Here is a 20,801-nt window from a genome sequence, read left to right on the forward strand (position 1 = left end):
GCGTGCCCCGGGTTCAAGGATGCAGGTAATTCATGAAGCAATATCTTGATCTGGTGGCCCACGTCATCAACAACGGCACCAAGCAGGCCAACCGCACCGGTGTGAACACCATCAGCTTTCCCGGGGCGATGCTGCGCTACGACCTCAAGGAAGGTTTCCCGGCCATCACCACGCGCAAGATGGCCTTCAAGTCGGCAATCGGCGAAATGGTCGGCTTCCTGCGTGGGGTGAACAACGCCGCCGAGTTCCGCGCCCTGGGCTGCAAGGTCTGGGACCAGAACGCCAACGAAAACGCCCAGTGGCTGGCCAACCCGTTTCGCCAGGGCGACGACGACCTGGGCGAGATCTACGGCGTGCAATGGCGCAAATGGCCGGCCTACAAGCAGATCAAGACCAGCAACCAGGCGGCCATCGACCTGGCGCTGAGCCAGGGCTACCGGCAGATCGCCGCCGGCGAGGAAGACGGCCAGGGCTACGTGGTGCTGTACAAGGCCATCGACCAGGTGCGCCAGTGCGTCGACACCATCATCAATGACCCGGGCAGCCGGCGGATCCTGTTCCACGGCTGGAACTGCGCCCAGCTGGATGAAATGGCCCTGCCGCCGTGCCACCTGCTGTATCAGTTCCACCCCAATGTCGAGACTCGGGAAATCTCCCTGACCCTCTACATCCGCTCCAACGACCTGGGGCTGGGGACGCCGTTCAACCTCACCGAGGGCGCGGCGCTGCTGAGCCTGATCGGCCGCCTGACCGGCTACACGCCACGCTGGTTCACCTATTTCATCGGTGATGCCCACGTCTACGAAAACCACCTGGACATGCTCAACGAACAGCTCAAGCGCGAGCCGTTCCCGATGCCCAAGCTGGTGATTTCCGAGCGCGTGCCGGAGTTCGCCAAGACCGGCGTCTACCAGCCGGAGTGGCTGGAGCTGATCGAACCGAGCGACTTCTCCCTGGAAGGCTACGAGCATCACGCGCCGATGACCGCGCCGATGGCCGTATAAGCCTCCGTCTGCTGTGCCAGGGGCCGCGCGGCTGACACCGCGTGGCCCCTGTCGATTGAACCTGTTGTCTTTATCGTCCTGTGTCCGGAATCGTTCCGGGCCTGACTGTGCCTGGCGGCCAGCTACGCTCTGAAGAGTGACCCCGCCAGACACAGGGCGTCGCCCTTGTGAACTTCAACGTGAGCCGCGAATGGAAGAACTCAATCAAAGCCTGTTCCTGGCCATCAACGCCAGTGCCGAGGCGTCAATGCCGATGCGTACACTGGCGGTTTTCCTCGCGCAATGGCTGGTGCTCAGCGTGCCGTTGCTGCTGGCGGTGCTCTGGGTTTTCGGTGAGCGCCGCCAGCGCATGATCGTGCTGCTTGCGACCCTCGGCATCGTGCTGGCCCTGGCCAGCAATGTGCTGATCCGTGAGCTGTGGTTCCATCCACGGCCGTTCATGATCGGCCTGGGGCAGAACTTCCTTGCCCACGCGCCCGGCGCGTCCTTCCCCAGTGATCATGCCAGCGGCATGTTCGCCATGGCGTTCGCGCTGATCCTCGCGCCCCTGCGCAAGACCGGGCTGGTGATGCTGGGCCTGGCGCTGCTGGTGGGCTGGGCCCGGGTCTACCTTGGGGTGCATTTCCCCTTCGATATTCTCGGCGGGTGCCTGGTGGGGCTGTTCAGTGCCTGGCTGGTGCGCCAGGCCCTGGCCTGGCGGCAGCTTGACCAGCGGCTGCTGACGATGCTCGAAGGGGTTTATCTGCGGTTGATCGGCAGCCTGTGGCGCGGCGCCTGAGGCCGCGCCCGGGGTTCAGTGGCCGTGGCTGCGGCCGACATGTGAGGGTTCGGCTTCGTTGGGGGCCACCGAGCCGCTGACTTCCAGGCGCTGGAGGATGCCACAGTGCTCCAGGTCCGGGCCTTCGCTGCAGCGCTGGCGCAGGTCCAGCAGTTGTTCCTGCAGGGCCAGCAAACCGTCGATGCGCGCCTTGACGTGATGGATATGCTCGTCGATCAGGGCGTTGACGCTGGCGCACTGGTCCTGGGGACTGTCGCGCAGGTTGAGCAGGCTGCGGATTTCCTCGAGGGTCATGTCCAGGCTGCGGCAATTGCGGATAAAGGTCAGGCGCTCGGTGTGGGCCTGGGTGTAGAGGCGGTAGTTGCCTTCGCTGCGGGCCGGTTCCGGCAGCAGTCCTTCGCGCTCGTAGTAACGGATGGTCTCGACCTGACAGTCGGTGAGTTTCGCCAGTTCGCCAATCTTCATTGCCGTCGTCTCCGAATGGGTGCTTGACCCTATAGTGGCTACAGGGTGTTCACTTGGCAACAAGCACCTCTATTCGGACGCGACCCCTTATGAGCGACTCCATTCACAACCCGCGCAAGCCCGACGCCCAGCACACCCATGCTGAACACGATCACGATCACGATCACGATCACGATCACAGCCATGCCCACGCCCCGACGGGCAAGCTGCAGCCGGTCAAGGCCCACGACCACGCCGCCCATGGCGCTTCCTGCTGCGGTTCCGCCGTCCCTTCGCCGTCCAGGGTCACCCTGAGCGAAACCCCGACCGCCGGCGCACGCTTGAGCAGCTTTCGCATCGAAGCCATGGACTGCCCCACCGAGCAGACCCTGATCCAGAACAAGCTGGGCAAGCTGGCCGGGGTCCAGGCCCTGGAATTCAACCTGATGAACCGTGTGCTGGGGGTGACCCACGACCTGCCGAGCACCGCGCCGATCATCGAGGCGGTCAAATCCCTGGGCATGCACGCCGAGCCCCTGCAGCAGGAGGGCGCCGCAGCCGCGCCTGCCGCCGCGCCGGTGAAGAAAGCCTGGTGGCCGCTGGCGCTGTCCGGGATCGGTGCGCTGGCCGCCGAAGTCATTCATTTCACCCAGGCCGCCCCCGATTGGGTGGTGGCGTTGGTGGCCCTGGTGTCGATCCTCAGCGGCGGCCTGGGCACCTACAAGAAGGGCTGGATCGCCCTGAAGAACCGCAACCTCAACATCAATGCGCTGATGAGCATCGCGGTGACCGGCGCGGTGCTGATCGGCCAGTGGCCGGAAGCGGCGATGGTGATGTTCCTGTTCACCGTGGCCGAGTTGATCGAGGCCCGCTCCCTGGATCGGGCGCGCAACGCCATCAGCGGCCTGATGCAGATGACCCCGGAACAGGTCACGGTGCAGCAGGCCGACGGCAGTTGGCGCGAAATTGAGGCGAAAAGCGTCGAACTGGGGGCATTGATAAGGGTCCGTCCCGGCGAGCGCGTCGGTCTGGACGGCGAGGTGGTGTCCGGCAGTTCCACCATCGATCAGGCGCCGATCACCGGGGAAAGCCTGCCGGTGGAAAAGACCGTGGGCGACAAGGTGTTCGCCGGCACCATCAACCAGGCCGGCTCCCTGGAATACCGGGTGAGCGCCGCCGCCAACAACTCGACCCTGGCGCGGATCATCCATGCCGTGGAACAGGCCCAGGGTGCGCGGGCCCCGACCCAGCGCTTCGTCGATACCTTCTCGAAGGTCTACACCCCGGCGGTATTCGCCTTCGCCCTGGCCGTGGCGCTGATTCCACCGCTGTTCATGGCCGGCGCCTGGTTCGACTGGATCTACCGCGCCCTGGTGCTGCTGGTGGTGGCCTGCCCCTGTGCCCTGGTGATCTCCACTCCGGTGAGCATCGTCAGCGGCCTGGCAGCGGCGGCGCGCAAGGGCATCCTGGTCAAGGGCGGGGTCTACCTGGAAGGTGGCTACAAGCTCGACTACCTGGCCCTGGACAAGACCGGCACCATCACCCACGGCAAGCCGGTGCAGACCGATTTCCTGGCCCTGGACCCACTGGCCCAGGACACGGCTCCGGCCCTGGCCGCGAGCCTGGCGGGGCGTTCCGACCACCCGGTGTCCCTGGCCATTGCCCGCGCGGCTGTGGATAAACAGCTGGCCATGCACCCTGTGGATAACTTCGCAGCCCTGGCCGGGCGCGGAGTCCGCGGTGAAATCAACGGCCAGTTCTATCACCTGGGCAACCACCGCCTGGTGGAAGAGCTGGGCCTGTGCTCGCCGGCCCTGGAAGAAAAACTCTTCGCCCTGGAGCAGCAGGGCAAGACCGTGGTCCTGCTGTTGGACAGCAACGGGCCGCTGGCGCTGTTCGCGGTGGCCGACACGGTCAAGGAATCCAGTCGCGAAGCCATCCGACAGTTGCACGAGCTGGGGATCAAGACCCTGATGCTCACCGGCGACAACCCGCACACCGCCCAGGCCATCGCCGCCCAGGTCGGTATCGACCAGGCCCGGGGCGACCTGCTGCCCAGCGACAAGCTGCAAGCCATCGAAGACCTGTATGCCCAGGGCCACCGGGTCGGCATGGTCGGCGACGGCATCAACGACGCCCCGGCCCTGGCCCGGGCCGAGATCGGCTTCGCCATGGCCGCGGCCGGCACCGACACCGCGATTGAAACCGCGGATGTCGCCCTGATGGACGATGATCTGCGCAAGATCCCGGCGTTCATCCGCCTGTCGCGCCAGACCTCGCGGGTGCTCAAGCAAAATATCGCCCTGGCCCTGGTCATCAAGGCGATCTTTCTTGGGGTAACCTTTGCCGGGCTCGCCACCATGTGGATGGCGGTGTTTGCCGACATGGGCGTCAGCCTGCTGGTGGTGTTCAACGGTCTGCGCCTGCTGCGCAAATAGGGCACCTTAGCGACAAGCGACAAGCGACAAGCGACAAGCGACAAGCGACAAGCGGCAAGCGGCAAGCAACAAGTAACTGAGGTGAGAAGCAGAGTGATGAACCCATACCCACCCGCTCCAGCTTGTGGCCTGGCGCTGCAAGCGTGCTGCTGCGACAAGCCGCCATGCTGAGCGCGGAGCTCAAGGCCTTTTACATGGTCGCCCGCCTGGGCAGCATCACCCTGGCGGCGAAGAAGCTTGGCCTCAGTCAGCCGACCGTGACCACGCAGATCCGCAACCTGGAAAGCCAGTACTCGGTGGAGCTGTTCTACCGCGGCGGTCGGCGCCTGAGCCTGAGCGACGAGGGCGCGCGCCTGCTGCCGATGGTCAAGGAGCTGTTGCAGAAAGAAGCCGACATCGAGTTCTTCCTGCGTAACAGCGGCCAGGTACAGGGCACCTTGCGGATTGCCGCCACGGCGCCGTACTACATCCTCGATCTGGTGAAAACCTTCCGCCAGCGCCTGCCCCAGGTGGACGTGTCGGTGGAGATCGGCAATTCCCAGCAAGTCCTCGAAGCCCTGGAGGACTACCGGGTGGACGTGGCGGCCTCCTCACAGTTGCTGGAGGATTCGCGCCTGATCCGTCGGGTGCTGGGCAGCGACCCGCTGGTGCTGGCGGTGCACCGCGACCATCCCCTGGCGGCGCTGGAGCACGTGCCCCTCAATGCCCTGGCCGGGCATACCCTGCTGATGCGCGAGCCGGGTTCCACCACCCGCAGCCTCACCGAAGCCCTGCTCAAGGACGCCAACGTCAGCGGTGGCCCGCTGCTGGAAATCGGCAGTCGCGAATCGATCCGCGAGGCGGTGCTGCGCAACATCGGCATCAGCATCATTGCCCGCCAGGAAGTGCCCCACGACCCGCAGCTGCGGGTGCTGACCATCGAGCATGCGCCGCAGATCGTCGAATACCTGTACTGCCTCAAGGAGCGCAAGAACGCGCGCCTGCCCGCGGCGTTTCTCGGATTGGCGCAGGAGATGGCTCCCGCCTGAAGGATCTGCATCGGCCATGCCGATGGCTTCGCGAGCAAGCTCGCTCCTAAAGGGGGGGGAGTGCACTTCAATGTAGGAGCGAGCTTGCTCGCGAAGGCGTCAGATCAGCCAGCACATGACTGGCAGGTTGAACCAAAATCCCCGAATACCACTATCGGTCGTTTTTGCCTTACTGCCATATGACCGACGCATTACAACTCTAGGATTGGCCCCATCTGCTTGATGAGGTCCATCCATGAACCACTCCACTGCAACTGCCCTGAGCAACCCCGGCGCGCCGATGAAGGTGCGAGGCGTCCAGAAGCGCTTTGGTGCCTTCACCGCATTGGACAACGTGTCCCTGGACGTCGCCGCCGGCGAGATGGTGTGCCTGCTGGGCCCGTCCGGCTGTGGCAAGACCACGTTGCTGCGTTGCATCGCCGGCCTGGAGCGCCAGGACCAGGGCGAGTTGTACCTGGGGGATCGGGACGTTTCGCTGCTGGCGCCGCAAGCCCGGGACTACGGCATCCTGTTCCAGTCCTACGCGCTGTTTCCCAATCTCACGGTAGAAGCCAACATCGCCTACGGCCTGGCCGGTAGCGGCCGTGAGGAAGTGCGCAAGCGCGTGGCGCAAATGCTGGAACTGGTGGGCCTGAGCGGCAGCGAGAAGAAGTACCCCGGCCAGCTGTCCGGCGGCCAGCAGCAGCGCGTGGCCCTGGCCCGCGCCCTGGCACCGGCGCCGTCGTTGCTGTTGCTCGACGAACCGATGTCGGCCCTGGACGCCCGGGTCCGCGAGCACCTGTGCACCGAGCTGCGCCAACTGCAACGGCGCCTGGGCATCACCACCCTGATGGTCACCCACAATCAGGACGAGGCCATGCTGATGGCCGACCGCATTGCCGTGATGAACAACGGCAGGGTCGAGCAGTACGCCACGCCCCAGGAAATCTACGATCGTCCGGCCACGCCCTTCGTCGCCGAGTTCGTTGGCCAGGGCAACTGGCTGCCCTTCAGCCGCAACAGCGACAGCCATGCCCAGGTCGGCGGAATGAATGTGCGCTTGGCCGACGACTCGGCCAAGGCCGCTTCGGGCCGGCTGTTCTGCCGCCCGGAAGCGATCAGCGTGAACCCGCCGGTGCATGAGGAAAACCTGTTCCCGGCCAAGGTCCGCGAGATCACCTTCCTCGGCAACCGCTGCCGCATGAGTTTTGAACTCGATCAGCTGCCGGGGCATGCACTGCTGGCGGAACTGGCCCCGGAAGCCATGCCGCGCCTGGGCGCCCGGGACATCTGGGTCGCCTTGCCGCCGCGCAGCCTCCAGGTGTTTGCCTGAGATGAGCCTGCCCATGTCCCTGCCGCTACCTGCCAAGCGGGCGCGCCAGGCTTCTCGTGCCCAGATCGGCGACCGTATCTTTGTCGTCGGCGGCAAGGTTCTGCTCCTGGTCCTGCTGGGTGTATCGGTGCTGTTGCCGCTGCTGGCGATCTTCTGGCGCGGCTTCAGCTCCGAGGCCGGGCAGGGCGGTGGCTGGCTGGCGGCCCGCGAGCTGGTGAACAGCGCCAACTTCCACTGGTTGCTGGGCAACAGCCTGAAAGTCTCCCTCAGCGTCGCCGCCATCGTGGTGCCCCTGGCTTATCTGTTCGCCTACGCCCTGCAACGCACGCTGATTCCCGGCAAGGGCCTGTGGCGTGGCCTGTCGCTGTTGCCGCTGATGGCGCCGTCGATGCTGCCGGGGATTGCCCTGGTCTATCTGTTCGGCAACCAGGGCCTGCTCCGCGGCCTGTTCGCCGAGAACATCTACGGCTTCTGGGGCATCGTCCTCGGTGAGGTGATCTACACCTTTCCCCATGCCCTGATGATCCTGCTCTCGGCCCTGTCCCTGGCTGATGCGCGGCTGTTCGACGCCGCATCGAGCATGGGCGCCAGTCCCGCCAGGGCCTTTCGCAGCATCACCTGGCCGGCGACCCGGCAGGCGGTGTTCGCCGCCTTCTGCCTGGTGTTCACCCTGACCATCACCGACTTCGGCGTGCCGGTGGTGGTGGGCGGCGACTATCAGGTGCTGGCCCTGGAAGCCTACAAGGCAGTGGTGGGGCAGCAGCAGTTCGGTCGCGGCGCCTTGATCGGCATGGTCCTGCTGTTGCCGGCGCTGTTGAGCTTCGGCGTCGACGCCTGGCTGCGCCGTCGCCAGGGCGATTCCATGAGCGGTCGCGCCCAGGTGTTCCGGCCTGCGCCATCGCGGCTGCGGGACGCCTGCTACCTGGCCATCGTGCTGCTGATCTGCGCCGCGCTGCTGCTGGTGTTCGGCATGGCGGTGTATTCGTCCCTGGTGAAGTTCTGGCCCTACAACCTGTCGCTGTCGCTGAACCACTACCAGTTCGACGACACCGCTGGTGGTGGTTGGCTGGCCTACCGCAACAGCTTGAGCATGGCCCTGTGCACGGCGCTGATCGGCAGTGTGCTGATCTTCACCGGTGCCTACCTGATGGAGAAAACCCGCGGCCAGCGCGGCCTGAACCTGTCGCTGCGTCTGCTCAGCTTCGTGCCGATGGCGGTGCCCGGCCTGGTGCTGGGCCTGGGCTACGTGTTTTTCTTCAACCTCAACGGCAACCCGCTGCATGTGTTCTACGGCAGCCTGACCCTGCTGGTGGTGTGCACCATCGCCCACTACCTGACCACCGCGCAGATGACCGCCACCACCGCCCTGCGCCAGCTGGATGCCGAGTTCGAGGCCGCCGCGCTGTCGCTCAAGGCGCCGCTGTACCGGCATTACCTGCGGGTCACCGTGCCGATCTGCCTGCCGGCGCTGCTGGACATCGTGCGCTACCTGTTCGTCTCGGCGATGACCACGGTGTCGGCGGCGATCTTCCTCTACAGCCCGGACACCATCCTCGCCGCCGTGGCCGTGCTGAACATGGACGACGCCGGCAACGTCGGCGGCGCCGCGGCCATGTCGACCCTGATCCTGTTCACCTCGGCCGGCGTCTCGCTGCTCCTGGCCTGGGCTTCGCGCGGCTTGCTGCACCGCTCCCAGGCCTGGCGGCAGACCGCGCCGGGTCAATGATGCCTCGTTCACCCACCCTCTGATCCGCACTCACCAAGGAACCGCACCATGTTCAAGCCCCTGGCTCTTGCCGCTGCCGTCCTCTCTGCTGTCAGCCTGAATGCGTTTGCCGGGAAAACCGAGCTGACGGTCTACACCGCCCTCGAAGCCGAGCAACTGAAGACCTACAAGCAGGCCTTCGAAAAGGCCAACCCGGAAGTGGAGATCAAATGGGTGCGTGATTCCACCGGGATCATCACCGCCAAGCTGCTGGCGGAAAAAGCCCGGCCGCAAGCGGACGCGGTCTGGGGCCTGGCGGCGTCCAGCCTGGCGATCCTCGACCAGCAGGGCATGCTGCAAAGCTATGCGCCCAAGGACCTGGGCCAGATCGGCCCGAACTACCGCGACGCCGCCAACCCGCCGGCCTGGGTCGGCATGGACGTCTGGGCCGCGACCATTTGCTTCAACACCGTGGAGGCCGAGAAGCAGGGCCTGAGCAAGCCGGTGAGCTGGCAGGACCTGACCAAGCCCGAGTACAAGGGCAAGATCGTCATGCCCAACCCGGCGTCCTCGGGTACCGGTTTCCTGGATGTCAGCGCCTGGTTGCAGACCTTCGGCGAGAAACAGGGCTGGCAGTACATGGATGAGCTGCACCAGAACATCGGCCAGTACGTCCATTCCGGCTCCAAGCCGTGCAAGCTGGCCGCCGCCGGTGAATTCCCCATCGGCATCTCCTTCGAATACCCGGCCGTGCAGCTCAAGCGCCAGGGCGCGCCGCTGGACATCGTCCTGCCCAAGGAAGGCCTGGGCTGGGAAATCGAAGCCACGGCGGTGATCAAGGGCACCCCTCATGAAGAGGCGGCGAAGAAGCTCGCCGACTTCTCCGCCAGCCCCGCGGCCATGGAGCTGTACAAGGAAAACTTCGCCGTGCTGGCCCAGCCGGGCATCGCCAAGCCGCAGACCGAACTGCCGGCGGACTACGAGCAGCGCCTGATCAAGAACGACTTCGCCTGGGCCTCGAAGAACCGCGACCAGATCCTCGCCGAATGGCGCAAGCGCTATGACGGCAAGTCGGAAAAGGTTGCCAAGCAGTAACGCCAGGGGCTGCTGTGGCGAGGGAGCTTGCTCCCGCTGGGCGGCGCAGCGGCCCTGAATCCCGACCGTGCGGTGTATCTGCCTGGGAGTGCTGCGCACTCCCGCGGGAGCAAGCTCCCTCGCCACAAACAACGAGACATGAACATGACCCATCACAGCGATCTGCTGATCGTCGGCGCCGGCATCCTCGGCCTGTCCCACGCCTACGCCGCCGCCAAGCGCGGTTTGCGGGTACAGGTATTCGAGCGCAGCGCCACGCCCCTGGGCGCCTCGGTGCGCAACTTCGGCCAGGCCCTGGTCACCGGTCAGCCGCCGGGGATCATGCTGGAGCTGGCCCGAGCCAGCCGCGAAATCTGGGCCGACTGGCAGCAGCTGGCGGGCCTGTCACTCAAGCGCAACGGTTCCTACCTGTTCGCCCGCAGCGAAGCCGAGGAGCAGTTGCTGGAAGCCTTCTGCGCCGGGCGCGCGCGGGAGCATGGCTACCGCGTCGAACTGCTCCGGGGCGCGGCCCTGAATGACCTGTATGGCGGCCAGTTCCGCCATCATCGGGCGGCCTTGCACGGCCTGGACGACCAGCAAGTGTATTCCCGCGAGGCGCTGCCGCTGCTGATCGACTACCTGCGCCGCGACCTGGGGGTGCAGTTCCACTTCTCGACCCTGGTCCGGGACATCCAGCCGGGCCGGCTGCAGAGCACCGCCGGCAACTTTCATGCGCCGCAGATCGTGCTGTGTTCGGGCCACGACTATCAGACCCTGCTGGCCGAGCCGATCGCCACCCTGCAACCGCAGGTCTGCCGCCTGCAGATGCTCCGCGCCCGGCCCCAGGTCAACCTCAACCTGCAACATGCCTTGCTCACCGGGCTGAGCTGTGTGCACTACGGCGCCTTCGCCGATCTGCCGGAAGCAGCCGCCGTGCAGGCGCAGATCCTGCGCGAGGCGCCACACCTGCATGAGCACGGCATTCACCTGTTGATCAGCCCGACCCCCTACGGCGAGTTGATCATCGGCGATTCCCACGACTACGGCAGCGATTCATCGCCGTTCAACGCCGAACAGGTGGATAACTGGCTGATCGAGCTGGCCGAGCAGACCCTGGGCTGCAAGGTCCAGGTGGTGGAGCGCTGGCAGGGCGTGTATGGCGCTCGCGGACCCGGGCCGTTCTCCTTCCTGGAAGCCGCGCCCGGGGTGCATGTGGCGCTGATGCACACCGGCGTGGGCATGAGCGTCGGTCCGGCCATGGCCGAGGGCAATATCGCCCGGCTGCTGGAGCACGCGTGATGAATCGACAGCAACGGATCATCGACGAGGTTTTCGGCCTGTACGAACGCTTTGGCGACTGCGACTACATTGGCGAGCCGGTGTCGCAGATCGAGCACATGTCCCAGGCCGCGCAACTGGCCCTGGCCGAAGGGCATGACGACGAAGTGGTGCTGGCGGCGTTCTTCCACGATATCGGGCATATCTGCCAGCAGGATGCCGAGAACATGGGTGGTTTCGGCGTGGTCAGCCATGAGCGCCTGGGGGCCGATTACCTGCGCCGGGCGGGCTTCAGCGAGCGTTTGGCGCGGCTGGTGGAATACCACGTCCAGGCCAAGCGCTACCTGACCTTCAAGGAACCCGAGTATGACCAGCGGCTGAGCGAGGCCAGCCGCCGCACCCTGGAATACCAGGGCGGGGCGATGAGCGCGGCAGAAGCGGCGGCCTTCGAGCTCGACCCCTTGTACGCATTGAGTCTGCGCCTGCGCCACTGGGACGAGCAGGCCAAGGAGCTGTGGGTGCCGGTGATGGACCTGCAGGTGCTCAAGGACAAGGCCATGGCGCTGCTTTGAGCAGAGTGCTTTTTGTAGCCGCTGCCGCAGGCTGCGAACGGCTCCGCAGGAGGCGCCGCTTTGGGGAGTGTTGAAGGTCCTGCGGCCCTTGGCGCAGCCTCGCGGGCTCGGCAGCGGCTACAGGATATGTTGGGCCAGGGCCTCGATCTGCTCCTGGCGCTCGGCCTGGCTCAGGCGTTTGTGCGGGTTGAGCGATGACCACTGCGGATGCGCCCGGGCCTTGTTCAAGGCTTCCGGCAACTTGCCCTCGCGCCAGCTCTTATCCTCCGGGGTGGCCAGGCGGATGCTATCCAGCGCCGCATGCCCGCGCCGGTTCAGCGCCTGGACCAACTGCCGTTGGCGCAGGGCCAGCAGGCGCAGCACGCTGTCGTCCAGGGTCAGCTCGCGCTGGCCCTTGAGCTTGCCCAGCAAGCGGCTGCCATAACTGCGGGCGGTCTGCAGCGCGCCACCGGCAATCGCCCCAGCCAGGGCCGCGGCGCCCAGGGTCAGGCCGCCCACCAGCAGGTCGACCCCGGCACCGGCCGCCGCGCCCGCGGCAATGCCGCCGCCGACGCGCACCCCCAGTTGCTTGAGGGTTTCCGGGTTGAACAGGTCGTCGCCCCAGCGTCCGTCCAGCAGCGGCAGGTCGCTGGCGGCAGCGTCTTCGGGGCGGAAGGCATAGAGCTTGAGCAGGGCTTCGACACAGCGCTGCTCGCGCTGGCGGATGGCCTGGCGCAGTTCGCCGATGGCCTGTTGCTCCAGCTCAGCATCGCTGGCCACGCTGCGGCGGCAGGCGGCGCAGTCCACCAGCAACTCGGCAATCAGCCGCGCGGCGCTGTGCTGGCGCGCCAGGCGCTGGGCCTCCTGGTCATCGATCAGCCGTTGCAGGGCCGGGCGGGCATGTTCCAGCAGCAGGGCCAGGCTTTCATACAGGCGCCGCTCGCCATCTTCCGGCGGCGCCACGCTGTCGAAGCGCACCAGGGCGTGCAGCCCGAGGCGGGCCAGGGCTTCGCGCCAGTCGCCTTCGCGCTGCTCGGCGCTGCTGACGAAATTCAGCACCGGCAGCAGCGGCTTGCCGCAACCGGCCAGGACTTCCAGTTCATCCCGGTACTTGGCCAGCACCGGCTCCCGGGCGTCGATCACATACAGGCCGGCGTCCGAGGCCAGCAGTTGGCGCAGGACCTTGGCCTCCTGCTCGAAACGTTGCCGAGCCTCGCTGCCATCGAGAAAGCGCGCCAGTCGGGCCGGGCCGTCCAGGCGTTCGCCGGGGCGCTCCAGGCGCTCCAGGTAATCCAGCAGGGCGATGGCGTCTTCCAGGCCGGGGGTGTCGTAGAGCTCCAGCAGGGGCTGGCCATCCACCGAGAGGCGGGCGCCTTCCACGTGTCGGGTGGTGCTGGGGCGATGGGAGACTTCGCCAAAACCCACGTCCCGGGTCAGGGTGCGCAGCAGCGAGGTCTTGCCGACGTTGGTGTGACCGACCACCGCGAGTTTCAGCGGTTTTTGGCGAGCATCAGTCATGACCGTTCTCCAGCCAGTCGAGGGGCGCGCAATCGGCGCAGGGCAGTTCCAGTTGTTGCAGGGCGCTGTGCCAGTCGCCCAGGCGGTCGGCATCCAGCGCCTGGCCGGGTGGGGCTTGCAGCAGCCAGACCCGGGTCGCGCTGGCGTTGCGCGCCAGTTCGGCGATCAGCCCCAGGCTGCCGCGGTCCGGCGAGCGCCGTGGATCGCAGGCGATCAGCAGGCGCGCCGGGGGGAAGCGGCTCATCTGCTCCAGCAGGCGGTTGCGCGATTCGCGGCTGTCGAGGATGCCGGCGTCCTTGACCTTGTCCGGCAACTGCGGCGGCCAGGGGCGCTGGTCGTCCAGCTCGATGGCCACCAGCAAGGCGCCGCTGCTGTCCTCGGCGCTGACGCCGCCTTCGACTCGGTGCAACTGCTCGGGGGCCGCGTCATTGACTCCCAGGCGTTCGCTGCTGGGCATCAGGCGTTCGCGCAGTGAGGCGTAGCCCGGCAGGTTGAGGTCCAGTTGCAGGCGCGCCTGCCCGTGTTTCCAGCGCCAGCGGCAGAACAGCATCAGCAGCAGGCGCGGCAGCACGCCGTAGATCACCACCAGCACCACCAGCCAGATGGCCCAGGACTGGCGGATCAGCTCGGTGTTGTAGACGTCCCGGGTGCTGGCCTGGATGGTCGCCACGCTCGGTGCGCCGAAGCCCAGGCCCCGGGGCAGGGCGCTGAGGGCGTTGGTAATGGCCACGAAGGCATCGCTGCCCAGCAGGGTGCTTTCCCAGACGAAGCTGTAGCGGTGGGTGGTCAGCAGCACCAGCAGCATGACCACGGCGCTGAACAGGGCCAGGCACCACAGGCCGTTGATCAGGCTGCCCAGGGCCCAGCGGTTGAGCTTGCGCCGCTGCAGCAACAGCAGCAGTGCCGGCGGCAGCTGCGCGGCCTTGGCATCGCGGGAGAATTTTTCGCTGAGCCACAGCCACAGGCGGCCCAGGCCGGCCCCGTGTTCACCGGCAAACAGCAGGCCGGCCAGCCAGCTCAGCAGCAGGATCAGGTTCAGGCCCAGCAGACTGCCCAGGGCCCAGAACACATTGACCGGTTGCTGGGTGCTGCCCAGGGCGCTGAAGGCCAGACCGGCGCCGCTGATGACCGCCAGGACCGAGAGCGCCAGCAGCGCCAGGCGCGCGCCCTGCAGCCAGTGCAGCAGGGCACTGTGCAGGCCGTCGCGCTGGGCCAGCCACAGGGCGCGGTTCTGGATGCGGGTGGCCAGGTCGCCGCCCTGGTTGCGGGCCAGGCGATTGGCTTCCTGATCCTCCAGCGGGCCGGCGTGTTCCTCGCGCAGGCGCACGGTTTCGGTCAGCCACAGTCGTTGCAGGGGAGTCAGTGCAGTCACGCGTCATTCCATCGCTTACAAAGTGCGCTGAGCATAACTGCTGCAGCGGTGGTCGGGTGAAGTTGCCAGGCTTGGGGCCTCTGGTATCCTCGCCGGCATGAAAAAATCTCTCCCTCTCAGCCTGATCGCGGCCCTCGCACAAAACCGCGTGATCGGCGTCGACAACAGCATGCCCTGGCATTTGCCGGGGGATTTCAAATTCTTCAAGGCCACCACCCTGGGCAAGCCGATCATCATGGGGCGCAAGACCTGGGATTCCCTCGGCCGGCCCTTGCCCGGGCGCTTGAACATCGTGGTCAGTCGTCAGACCGGCCTGGTGCTCGAAGGTGCCGAGGTCTACCCATCTTTGGAGGCCGCCGTGGCACGGGCCGAGGAATGGGCCCTGGAGCAGGGCGCCAGCGAGCTGATGCTGATCGGCGGCGCGCAGCTTTACAGCCAGGGCCTGGAGCAGGCGGATCGCCTGTATTTGACGCGGGTGGCCCTGAGCCCGGAAGGCGACGCCTGGTTTCCGGAATTCGACGAGCAGCAGTGGAAGCGGGTGTCAGAGGTGCCGAATCCGCCGGAAGGGGACAAGCCGGCGTACAGCTTCGAGGTGTGGGAGAGAAGATGACAGCAGGCAGCTGCAAGTTTCAAGCTACAAGCTGCAAGCAAGAGCCCGTCGGCTTCTACTTGCAGCTTGTAGCTGGCGGCTTGCAGCTGCTTTTACACGTGGTGCAGCTCCGAATGCTCATCGGCGTCCAGCAGCGCCTTGTCGGTCTGCTGCATCACCTGGCTGGTGATGGCGCCGGCGGTCATCGAGCCGCTGACGTTCAGCGCCGTGCGGCCCATGTCGATCAGCGGTTCCACGGAAATCAGCAGCGCTACCAGTGACACCGGCAAGCCCATGGCCGGCAGCACGATCAGCGCGGCGAAGGTCGCGCCGCCGCCCACGCCCGCCACGCCGGCGGAACTCAAGGTCACGATGGCCACCAGGGTGGCGATCCACAGCGGGTCCAGCGGGTTGATGCCCACGGTCGGGGCAACCATCACCGCCAGCATCGCCGGGTACAGGCCGGCGCAGCCGTTCTGGCCGATGGTGGCGCCGAACGAGGCGGCAAAGCTGGCGATGGACTGGGGAATGCCCAGGCGCCGGGTCTGGGCTTCGATGCTCAGGGGAATGCTGGCGGCGCTGGAGCGGCTGGTGAAGGCGAAGGTCAGTACCGGCCAGACCTTGCGGAAGAAGCGCAGCGGGTTGATCCCGGCCAGGGCCACCAGCAGGCCGTGGACCACGAACATCAGGCCCAGGCCGAGGTAGGACACCACCACGAAACTGCCGAGCTTGATGATGTCCTGTAGGTTCGAGCCGGCCACCACCTTGGTCATCAGCGCCAGCACGCCATACGGGGTCAGCTTCATCACCAGGCGCACCAGGCGCATCACCCAGGCTTGCAGGGTGTCGATGGCGTTGAGCACTTTCTGCCCTTTGTCGGCGTCATCCTTGAACAGCTGGAGCGCGGCCACACCGAGGAAGGCGGCGAAGATCACCACGCTGATGATCGAGGTCGGCTTGGCCCGGGCCAGGTCGGCGAAAGGGTTCTGCGGGATGAACGACAGCAGCAGCTGCGGCACGTTGAGGTCGGCGACCTTGCCCGCGTAATCGCTCTGGATCACTTGCAGGCGAGCCATTTCCTGGGTGCCGGCCACCAGCCCTTCGGCGCTCAGGCCGAACAGGTTGGTCAGGCCGATGCCCACCAGCGCGGCGATGGCGGTGGTGAACAGCAGGGTGCCGATGGTCAGGAAGCTGATCTTGCCCAGGGACGAGGCGTTGTGCAGGCGGGCCACGGCGCTGAGGATCGAGGCGAATACCAGGGGAATCACGATCATCTGCAGCAACTGCACGTAGCCATTGCCCACCAGGTCGAACCAGCTGATGGAGGCCTTGAGCACCGGGTGGCCGGCACCGTACAGGCTGTGCAGGGCAATGCCGAAGACCACGCCCAGCACCAGGGCCAGCAGGACCTTCTTGGCCAGGCTCCAGGTGGTGTGGCGGGTTTGTGCCAGGCCCAGCAGCAGGGCCAGGAACACCAGCAGGTTGAGGATCAGCGGCAGATTCATTGGGACTCCGATAAGACGTGTGCCAATCGCGGCTCGGGGCGATTGCGAACCGGAAAGCCTAACAGCTTGAAATCTAAAGAATTAATAACGATATCGCATGGCAACTGTCGTTTTTGGAATAAGCCGCTGACGCTCAGGCGCATGTGGCTGGCGCTCTCGGGACGCAAGCGGTCGCGTGGAGACGAGAACTGTCACAGGGATTTGTTAGCGTCGAAGGCTTTCACTCAGGGAGAAAACCGTCGATGAAACTTGCTCCGAAATTGCTCGCAGTCGCACTCTGCCTGGGCCTCGCCGGCCAGGCCCTGGCCACCGAGTTGAAGCATTGGCCCGCCGAACAGGCCAAGCAGCTGGACGCGATGATCGCGGCCAACGCCCACAAGGGCAACTTCGCGGTGTTCGACATGGACAACACCAGCTACCGCTACGACCTGGAGGAGTCCCTGCTGCCCTTCATGGAAAACAAGGGGCTGATCACCCGCGACACGCTCGACCCGTCGCTCAAGCTGATCCCGTTCAAGGACACCGCCGAGCACAAGGAAAGCCTGTTCAGCTACTACTACCGCCTGTGTGAAATCGACGACATGGTCTGCTACCCCTGGGTGGCGCAGGTGTTCTCCGGCTTCACCCTCAAGGAACTCAAGGGCTACGTCGATGAGCTGATGGCCTCCGGCAAGCCGGTGCCCAGCACCTATTACGACGGTGACGTGGTCAAGACCATCGAGGTCAACCCGCCCAAGGTCTTCACCGGCCAGGCCGAGCTGTACAACAAGCTGATGGAGAACGGCATCGAGGTCTATGTGATGACCGCCGCCTCCGAAGAGCTGGTGCGCATGGTCGCCGCCGATCCCAAGTACGGCTACAACGTCAAGCCGCAGAACGTGATTGGCGTGACCACTCTGCTCAAGGACCGCAAGACCGGCGCCCTGACCACCGCGCGCAAGCAGATCACCGACGGCAAGTATGACGAGCAGGCCAACCTCGGCCTGGAACTGACGCCGTACCTGTGGACCCCGGCCACCTGGATGGCGGGCAAGCACGCGGCGATCCTGACCTACATCGACGAGTGGAAGAAACCGGTACTGGTGGGCGGCGACACCCCGACCAGCGACGGCTACATGCTGTTTCATGGCGTGGACGTGGCCAAGGGCGGCATCCACCTGTGGATCAACCGCAAGGACAAGTACATGACCCAGCTCAACGGCATGATGGCCAAGCATGCCGCGGCCCAGGCCAAGGAAGGCCTGCCGGTGACCGCTGACAAGAACTGGGTGATCGTCAAGCCCGAAGACATCCAGTAACCCCAGCCTCCCCACCGTTGCAGGAGCCGGCTTGCCGGCGAAGAGGTCCTTGGATCTGGCGTCGCCCTTGTGGGCGCCTTCGCTGGCAAGCCAGCTCCTACGGTAAACCGATCCGCCAAGCCGCTTTCATCCGTAGGAGCCGGCTTGCCGGCGAAGAGGTCCTTGGATCAGGCATCGCCCTTGTGGGCGCTTTCGCTGGCAAGCCAGCTCCTATGACAGGCCGTTAGCGCCATGGGCGGCGAATGTTTCAACTTGTGACTGCCAAACCCCCTCTGCCATAATCGCGCCCGTTTCCTGTCCCCCCGCCTGCTCTCCCTTGTGCCGGGTTTGTCCCCGATTGCACGTAATGGACTACGTTGTGAGCTATCTCTCGATCGAATTCGGCCTCTGCTTCATCCTGTTCTTCATCGTCTATTGGAGCCTGGGCTTCAGCCTGCGTCTGCAGAACGGCCTGCTGCTGGCCGCCAGCTACGCGATCCTCGCCAGCTTCAGCCTGAACTTCCTCTATATCCTGCTGGGCTACACGGCCCTGGTGTACCTGCTCGGCCTGTTGAGCCAGCGTTACCCCGGCAGGGGCTGGGTCAATGGCCTGATGCTGTTGCTGGTGCTGGGGGCCTTCTACCTGTTCAAGTACCAGGACTTCTTCACCAGCACGGTGCAGAACGCCTTCGCCCAGTTTGGCGTGGAGGTGTCGCTGCCGCTGCTGGAGGTGCTGCTGCCGGTGGGGCTGTCGTTCTATGCCTTCCACTCGGTCAGCTATCTGGTATCGATCAATCGCCGTGAGCTGACCCCGGGCTCGCCCTTCGACCTGGCGCTGTACCTGGCGTTTTTCCCCAGCCTGATTGCCGGCCCCGTGAACCGGGCGATCCCGATGCTGGAGCAGATCAACCCGCCGCAACTGCGCCAGGTGCTGGAGCCGCAACGGGCCCTGGGCCTGATCGCGGTGGCGGTGGTCAAGCTGTTCTTCCTCAGTTCGTGGCTGGCCAACGAGTGGGTCGACCCGGTGTTCGACAGCCCGGTGGCCTTCTCGGCCGAGCAGATCCTGCGGGCGGTCTACGGCTATTCGTTCCTGATCTACTTCAACTTCAGCGGCTACACCGATCTGGTGACCGGTATCGCCCTGTTGCTGGGCTTCCGTCTGCCGCTGAACTTCAACTACCCCTATGCGGCGCGCAATCTCAAGGAGTTCTGGGGCCGCTGGCACATCAGCCTGTCGACCTTTATCCGTGACTACGTGTACATCCCGCTGGGGGGCAACCGGGGCCCGGTGTGGCGCGGCAACCTGAACATGCTGCTGGCCATGCTGATTTCCGGCTTGTGGCACGGCGCCAGCGCCAACTTCATCATCTGGGGCGCGCTGCATGGCGTGGGCCTGGCGCTGTACAAGTTCTGCAGCCCGCTGCTGGCCCGGGGGCCGAGCTGGATCGGTTCGGACCTGGCGGCCCGCCTGCTGACCTTCCACTACGTGGCACTGGCCTGGATCTTCTTCCGCTGCGCGACCTTGTCCGATGCCATGGACATGCTCAGCGGCCTGGGCGGCCTGTCCTTCAGCGGCTTGGCCGGCAGCGCCCTGAGCCTGTTGGGCTGCCTGCTGTTCGTTGCGTTCTACCCACGGATCGTGGCGCTGCTGCAGCGCCTGTTCACGGCCGCCACAAGCTTGCCGTGGCTGTTCTACCCAGTGCCGTTGGGGCTGTTCATCTGCGTGGTCATCTTCGCCTCACCGTCGGGCGTGCCGGGGTTCATTTATGCCAGCTTCTAACCGTTCGCCCTTGTCGGTCAGCCTCGGCAGCGCAGCCAAGGTGTTCTATGCGCTGGTGGTGACCAGCCTGTTGCTGGTGTGGTTCAACCAGCAGTCGATCCGCCTCTACTGCCAGCAGAAGTACCACGATGACTGCGAGATCCCGGGGCTGTCGCAGAACCCGCAGTGGCGCTTTGGCGCCCAGCTCAACCAGGCGCTGGAGAATGCCCGGGTGGCCTTTGTCGGCACCTTTGCCGCCACGGCCGACCTGACGCTGGTGGCCCAGGCCGAAGCGGCGGCGGACGACGAGCCGGAGCCGTTGCCGAAGGTCGCCGCCGCGCCGGTGCCGGAGCATCCGCCGCTGAGCGCCGCCCATGCAGCTCCCGCCCATGCAGCCCCCGCGCATGCGGCTCCCCAGGGCCCGGCCCCGGTCGCCCCGCAGCCGGTGGCCGTGGCCCCGGCGCTCAGCCATGGGCCCAAGGTCCAGCAGGCAGGTGTGGCGCCGCTGATGGCCAGCCTGGCCACTGGCGATGAGGTGTTCTTTGTCGGTGACTCGCTGATGCAGGGCGTGGCGCCGCACATGGCCAACACCCTGCGCAAGCGCTACAACGTCAAGAGCCTGAACCTCAGCAAACAGAGCACGGGGCTGGCCTATCCCAGTTTCTTCAACTGGCCCAAGACCGTTGAGAGCACCCTGGCCAGCAACCCGAACATCCGTCTGATGGTGATCTTCCTCGGTCCCAACGATCCGTGGGACATGCCGGTGGCCAAGGGCAAACCGTTCCTGCGCTTCAAGACCCCGGACTGGGAAGAAGCCTATCGCCAGCGCATCGATTCGATCCTCGACACCGCCCAGGCCCACAATGTGCAGGTGATCTGGGTCGGCCCGCCGAACATGGAGAAGCCCAAGCTGTCTACGGCCATGGCTTACCTGAGCGACCTGTACAAGAGCCAGATCGAGCGCTATCAGCAGCATTTCGTCTCGGCCAACGAGATTCTCGGCTACCAGAACGACGAGTTTTCCTATTACCGCACCACCGGCGACGGCAAGAAGGTCAAGACCCGGGTCGATGACGGCATCCATTTCACCACCACTGGGCAGAAGCTGATCGCTGAGCGTGTGATCTCGCTGATCAGCTTTCCCAGCCAACAATTGACGGAGCACTGAT

At 65.6% G+C, this 20,801-nt stretch carries 17 protein-coding genes; 13 read left to right on the top strand and 4 right to left on the bottom strand.

Going from position 1 to position 20,801, the window contains the following annotated elements; genetic code table 11:
* Positions 1–32 precede the first annotated feature (32 nt).
* Together ACMGG8_RS05565 and ACMGG8_RS05570 are read left to right on the top strand one after the other, a co-directional pair.
* Positions 33–1,004 (top strand): thymidylate synthase, encoded by a 972-nt coding sequence (locus ACMGG8_RS05565; protein WP_015637397.1) that lies wholly within the window; start codon positions 33–35, stop codon positions 1,002–1,004.
* 190 nt (positions 1,005–1,194) lie between these two features.
* On the top strand, positions 1,195–1,782 hold the full coding sequence (locus ACMGG8_RS05570; protein ID WP_414159282.1) for an undecaprenyl-diphosphatase: 588 nt from the start codon (positions 1,195–1,197) through the stop codon (positions 1,780–1,782).
* A 15-nt stretch (positions 1,783–1,797) separates the two neighbouring features.
* On the opposite strand, the gene cadR is transcribed toward ACMGG8_RS05570, so the two are convergent.
* Positions 1,798–2,247, bottom strand: coding sequence for a Cd(II)/Pb(II)-responsive transcriptional regulator (gene cadR / locus ACMGG8_RS05575; protein ID WP_414159283.1), 450 nt, complete (start codon positions 2,245–2,247; stop codon positions 1,798–1,800).
* A gap of 89 nt (positions 2,248–2,336) precedes the next feature.
* Here cadR and ACMGG8_RS05580 point away from each other — a divergent pair, with 89 nt between their 5' ends.
* The 7 genes from ACMGG8_RS05580 (at position 2,337) to ACMGG8_RS05610 (ending at position 11,633) form a co-directional block, all read left to right on the top strand.
* Positions 2,337–4,664 carry a heavy metal translocating P-type ATPase gene (locus ACMGG8_RS05580; RefSeq protein ID WP_414159284.1) on the top strand — a complete coding sequence of 776 codons (2,328 nt, stop codon included), beginning with the start codon at positions 2,337–2,339 and terminating at the stop codon, positions 4,662–4,664.
* Positions 4,665–4,828: 164 nt separating this feature from the next.
* Positions 4,829–5,692 carry a LysR family transcriptional regulator gene (locus ACMGG8_RS05585; RefSeq protein ID WP_060842029.1) on the top strand — a complete coding sequence of 288 codons (864 nt, stop codon included), beginning with the start codon at positions 4,829–4,831 and terminating at the stop codon, positions 5,690–5,692.
* 235 nt (positions 5,693–5,927) lie between these two features.
* On the top strand, positions 5,928–7,004 hold the full coding sequence (locus ACMGG8_RS05590) for a putative 2-aminoethylphosphonate ABC transporter ATP-binding protein (RefSeq protein WP_414159285.1): 1,077 nt from the start codon (positions 5,928–5,930) through the stop codon (positions 7,002–7,004).
* A gap of 1 nt (position 7,005) precedes the next feature.
* Positions 7,006–8,730 carry a putative 2-aminoethylphosphonate ABC transporter permease subunit gene (locus ACMGG8_RS05595; RefSeq protein WP_414159286.1) on the top strand — a complete coding sequence of 575 codons (1,725 nt, stop codon included), beginning with the start codon at positions 7,006–7,008 and terminating at the stop codon, positions 8,728–8,730.
* A 48-nt stretch (positions 8,731–8,778) separates the two neighbouring features.
* The gene (locus ACMGG8_RS05600) at positions 8,779–9,804 is read left to right on the top strand and encodes a putative 2-aminoethylphosphonate ABC transporter substrate-binding protein (RefSeq protein WP_060841578.1); all 1,026 of its coding nucleotides are present in this window, start codon (positions 8,779–8,781) and stop codon (positions 9,802–9,804) included.
* Positions 9,805–9,948: 144 nt separating this feature from the next.
* A complete protein-coding gene (locus ACMGG8_RS05605; RefSeq protein ID WP_414159287.1) occupies positions 9,949–11,082 on the top strand; it encodes a TIGR03364 family FAD-dependent oxidoreductase in 1,134 nt (377 codons plus the stop codon).
* Positions 11,082–11,633, top strand: a complete 552-nt coding sequence (locus ACMGG8_RS05610) for a phosphonate degradation HD-domain oxygenase (RefSeq protein ID WP_060841576.1) — start codon at positions 11,082–11,084, stop codon at positions 11,631–11,633. The genes ACMGG8_RS05605 and ACMGG8_RS05610 overlap by 1 nt, the downstream gene beginning before the upstream one ends.
* A gap of 117 nt (positions 11,634–11,750) precedes the next feature.
* Here the strand turns inward: ACMGG8_RS05610 and ACMGG8_RS05615 are convergent, their stop codons facing one another.
* Both ACMGG8_RS05615 and ACMGG8_RS05620 read right to left on the bottom strand, forming a co-directional pair.
* Complete coding sequence (locus tag ACMGG8_RS05615; protein WP_108545054.1) at positions 11,751–13,130, bottom strand: GTPase/DUF3482 domain-containing protein; 1,380 nt, start codon at positions 13,128–13,130, stop codon at positions 11,751–11,753.
* Positions 13,123–14,502, bottom strand: coding sequence for a DUF2868 domain-containing protein (locus ACMGG8_RS05620; RefSeq protein WP_060844893.1), 1,380 nt, complete (start codon positions 14,500–14,502; stop codon positions 13,123–13,125). Before ACMGG8_RS05620 ends, ACMGG8_RS05615 begins: the two co-directional genes overlap by 8 nt.
* Before the next feature lie 97 nt (positions 14,503–14,599).
* On the opposite strand from ACMGG8_RS05620, the gene ACMGG8_RS05625 reads away from it, so the two are divergent.
* The gene (locus ACMGG8_RS05625) at positions 14,600–15,112 is read left to right on the top strand and encodes a dihydrofolate reductase (protein WP_108545056.1); all 513 of its coding nucleotides are present in this window, start codon (positions 14,600–14,602) and stop codon (positions 15,110–15,112) included.
* Between the two features lie 92 nt (positions 15,113–15,204).
* On the opposite strand, the gene ACMGG8_RS05630 is transcribed toward ACMGG8_RS05625, so the two are convergent.
* Complete coding sequence (locus ACMGG8_RS05630) at positions 15,205–16,596, bottom strand: L-cystine transporter (RefSeq protein ID WP_108545057.1); 1,392 nt, start codon at positions 16,594–16,596, stop codon at positions 15,205–15,207.
* Positions 16,597–16,838: 242 nt separating this feature from the next.
* Between ACMGG8_RS05630 and ACMGG8_RS05635 the strand changes: the two genes are divergently transcribed.
* From ACMGG8_RS05635 to ACMGG8_RS05645, 3 genes are all read left to right on the top strand, one after another.
* Positions 16,839–17,894, top strand: a complete 1,056-nt coding sequence (locus tag ACMGG8_RS05635) for a hypothetical protein (RefSeq protein WP_047306514.1) — start codon at positions 16,839–16,841, stop codon at positions 17,892–17,894.
* Positions 17,895–18,252: 358 nt separating this feature from the next.
* Positions 18,253–19,653, top strand: coding sequence for an MBOAT family O-acyltransferase (locus ACMGG8_RS05640; protein WP_231978987.1), 1,401 nt, complete (start codon positions 18,253–18,255; stop codon positions 19,651–19,653).
* Positions 19,640–20,800, top strand: coding sequence for a DUF459 domain-containing protein (locus ACMGG8_RS05645; protein WP_414159288.1), 1,161 nt, complete (start codon positions 19,640–19,642; stop codon positions 20,798–20,800). The genes ACMGG8_RS05640 and ACMGG8_RS05645 overlap by 14 nt, the downstream gene beginning before the upstream one ends.
* Position 20,801 lies beyond the last annotated feature (1 nt).

The sequence above is a fragment of the Pseudomonas sp. BNK-45 genome (genome assembly GCF_047456255.1).
Classification (GTDB): Bacteria; Pseudomonadota; Gammaproteobacteria; order Pseudomonadales; family Pseudomonadaceae; genus Aquipseudomonas.

Bases quoted from the DNA above. Each gene is read 5' to 3' on its own strand.
- ACMGG8_RS05565 (WP_015637397.1), top strand. From the start codon at position 33: ATGAAGCAATATCTTGATCTGGTGGCCCACGTCATCAACAACGGCACC.
- ACMGG8_RS05570 (WP_414159282.1), top strand. From the start codon at position 1,195: ATGGAAGAACTCAATCAAAGCCTGTTCCTGGCCATCAACGCCAGTGCC.
- cadR (WP_414159283.1), bottom strand. From the start codon at position 2,247: ATGAAGATTGGCGAACTGGCGAAACTCACCGACTGTCAGGTCGAGACC.
- ACMGG8_RS05580 (WP_414159284.1), top strand. From the start codon at position 2,337: ATGAGCGACTCCATTCACAACCCGCGCAAGCCCGACGCCCAGCACACC.
- ACMGG8_RS05585 (WP_060842029.1), top strand. From the start codon at position 4,829: ATGCTGAGCGCGGAGCTCAAGGCCTTTTACATGGTCGCCCGCCTGGGC.
- ACMGG8_RS05590 (WP_414159285.1), top strand. From the start codon at position 5,928: ATGAACCACTCCACTGCAACTGCCCTGAGCAACCCCGGCGCGCCGATG.
- ACMGG8_RS05595 (WP_414159286.1), top strand. From the start codon at position 7,006: ATGAGCCTGCCCATGTCCCTGCCGCTACCTGCCAAGCGGGCGCGCCAG.
- ACMGG8_RS05600 (WP_060841578.1), top strand. From the start codon at position 8,779: ATGTTCAAGCCCCTGGCTCTTGCCGCTGCCGTCCTCTCTGCTGTCAGC.
- ACMGG8_RS05605 (WP_414159287.1), top strand. From the start codon at position 9,949: ATGACCCATCACAGCGATCTGCTGATCGTCGGCGCCGGCATCCTCGGC.
- ACMGG8_RS05610 (WP_060841576.1), top strand. From the start codon at position 11,082: ATGAATCGACAGCAACGGATCATCGACGAGGTTTTCGGCCTGTACGAA.
- ACMGG8_RS05615 (WP_108545054.1), bottom strand. From the start codon at position 13,130: ATGACTGATGCTCGCCAAAAACCGCTGAAACTCGCGGTGGTCGGTCAC.
- ACMGG8_RS05625 (WP_108545056.1), top strand. From the start codon at position 14,600: ATGAAAAAATCTCTCCCTCTCAGCCTGATCGCGGCCCTCGCACAAAAC.
- ACMGG8_RS05630 (WP_108545057.1), bottom strand. From the start codon at position 16,596: ATGAATCTGCCGCTGATCCTCAACCTGCTGGTGTTCCTGGCCCTGCTG.
- ACMGG8_RS05635 (WP_047306514.1), top strand. From the start codon at position 16,839: ATGAAACTTGCTCCGAAATTGCTCGCAGTCGCACTCTGCCTGGGCCTC.
- ACMGG8_RS05645 (WP_414159288.1), top strand. From the start codon at position 19,640: ATGCCAGCTTCTAACCGTTCGCCCTTGTCGGTCAGCCTCGGCAGCGCA.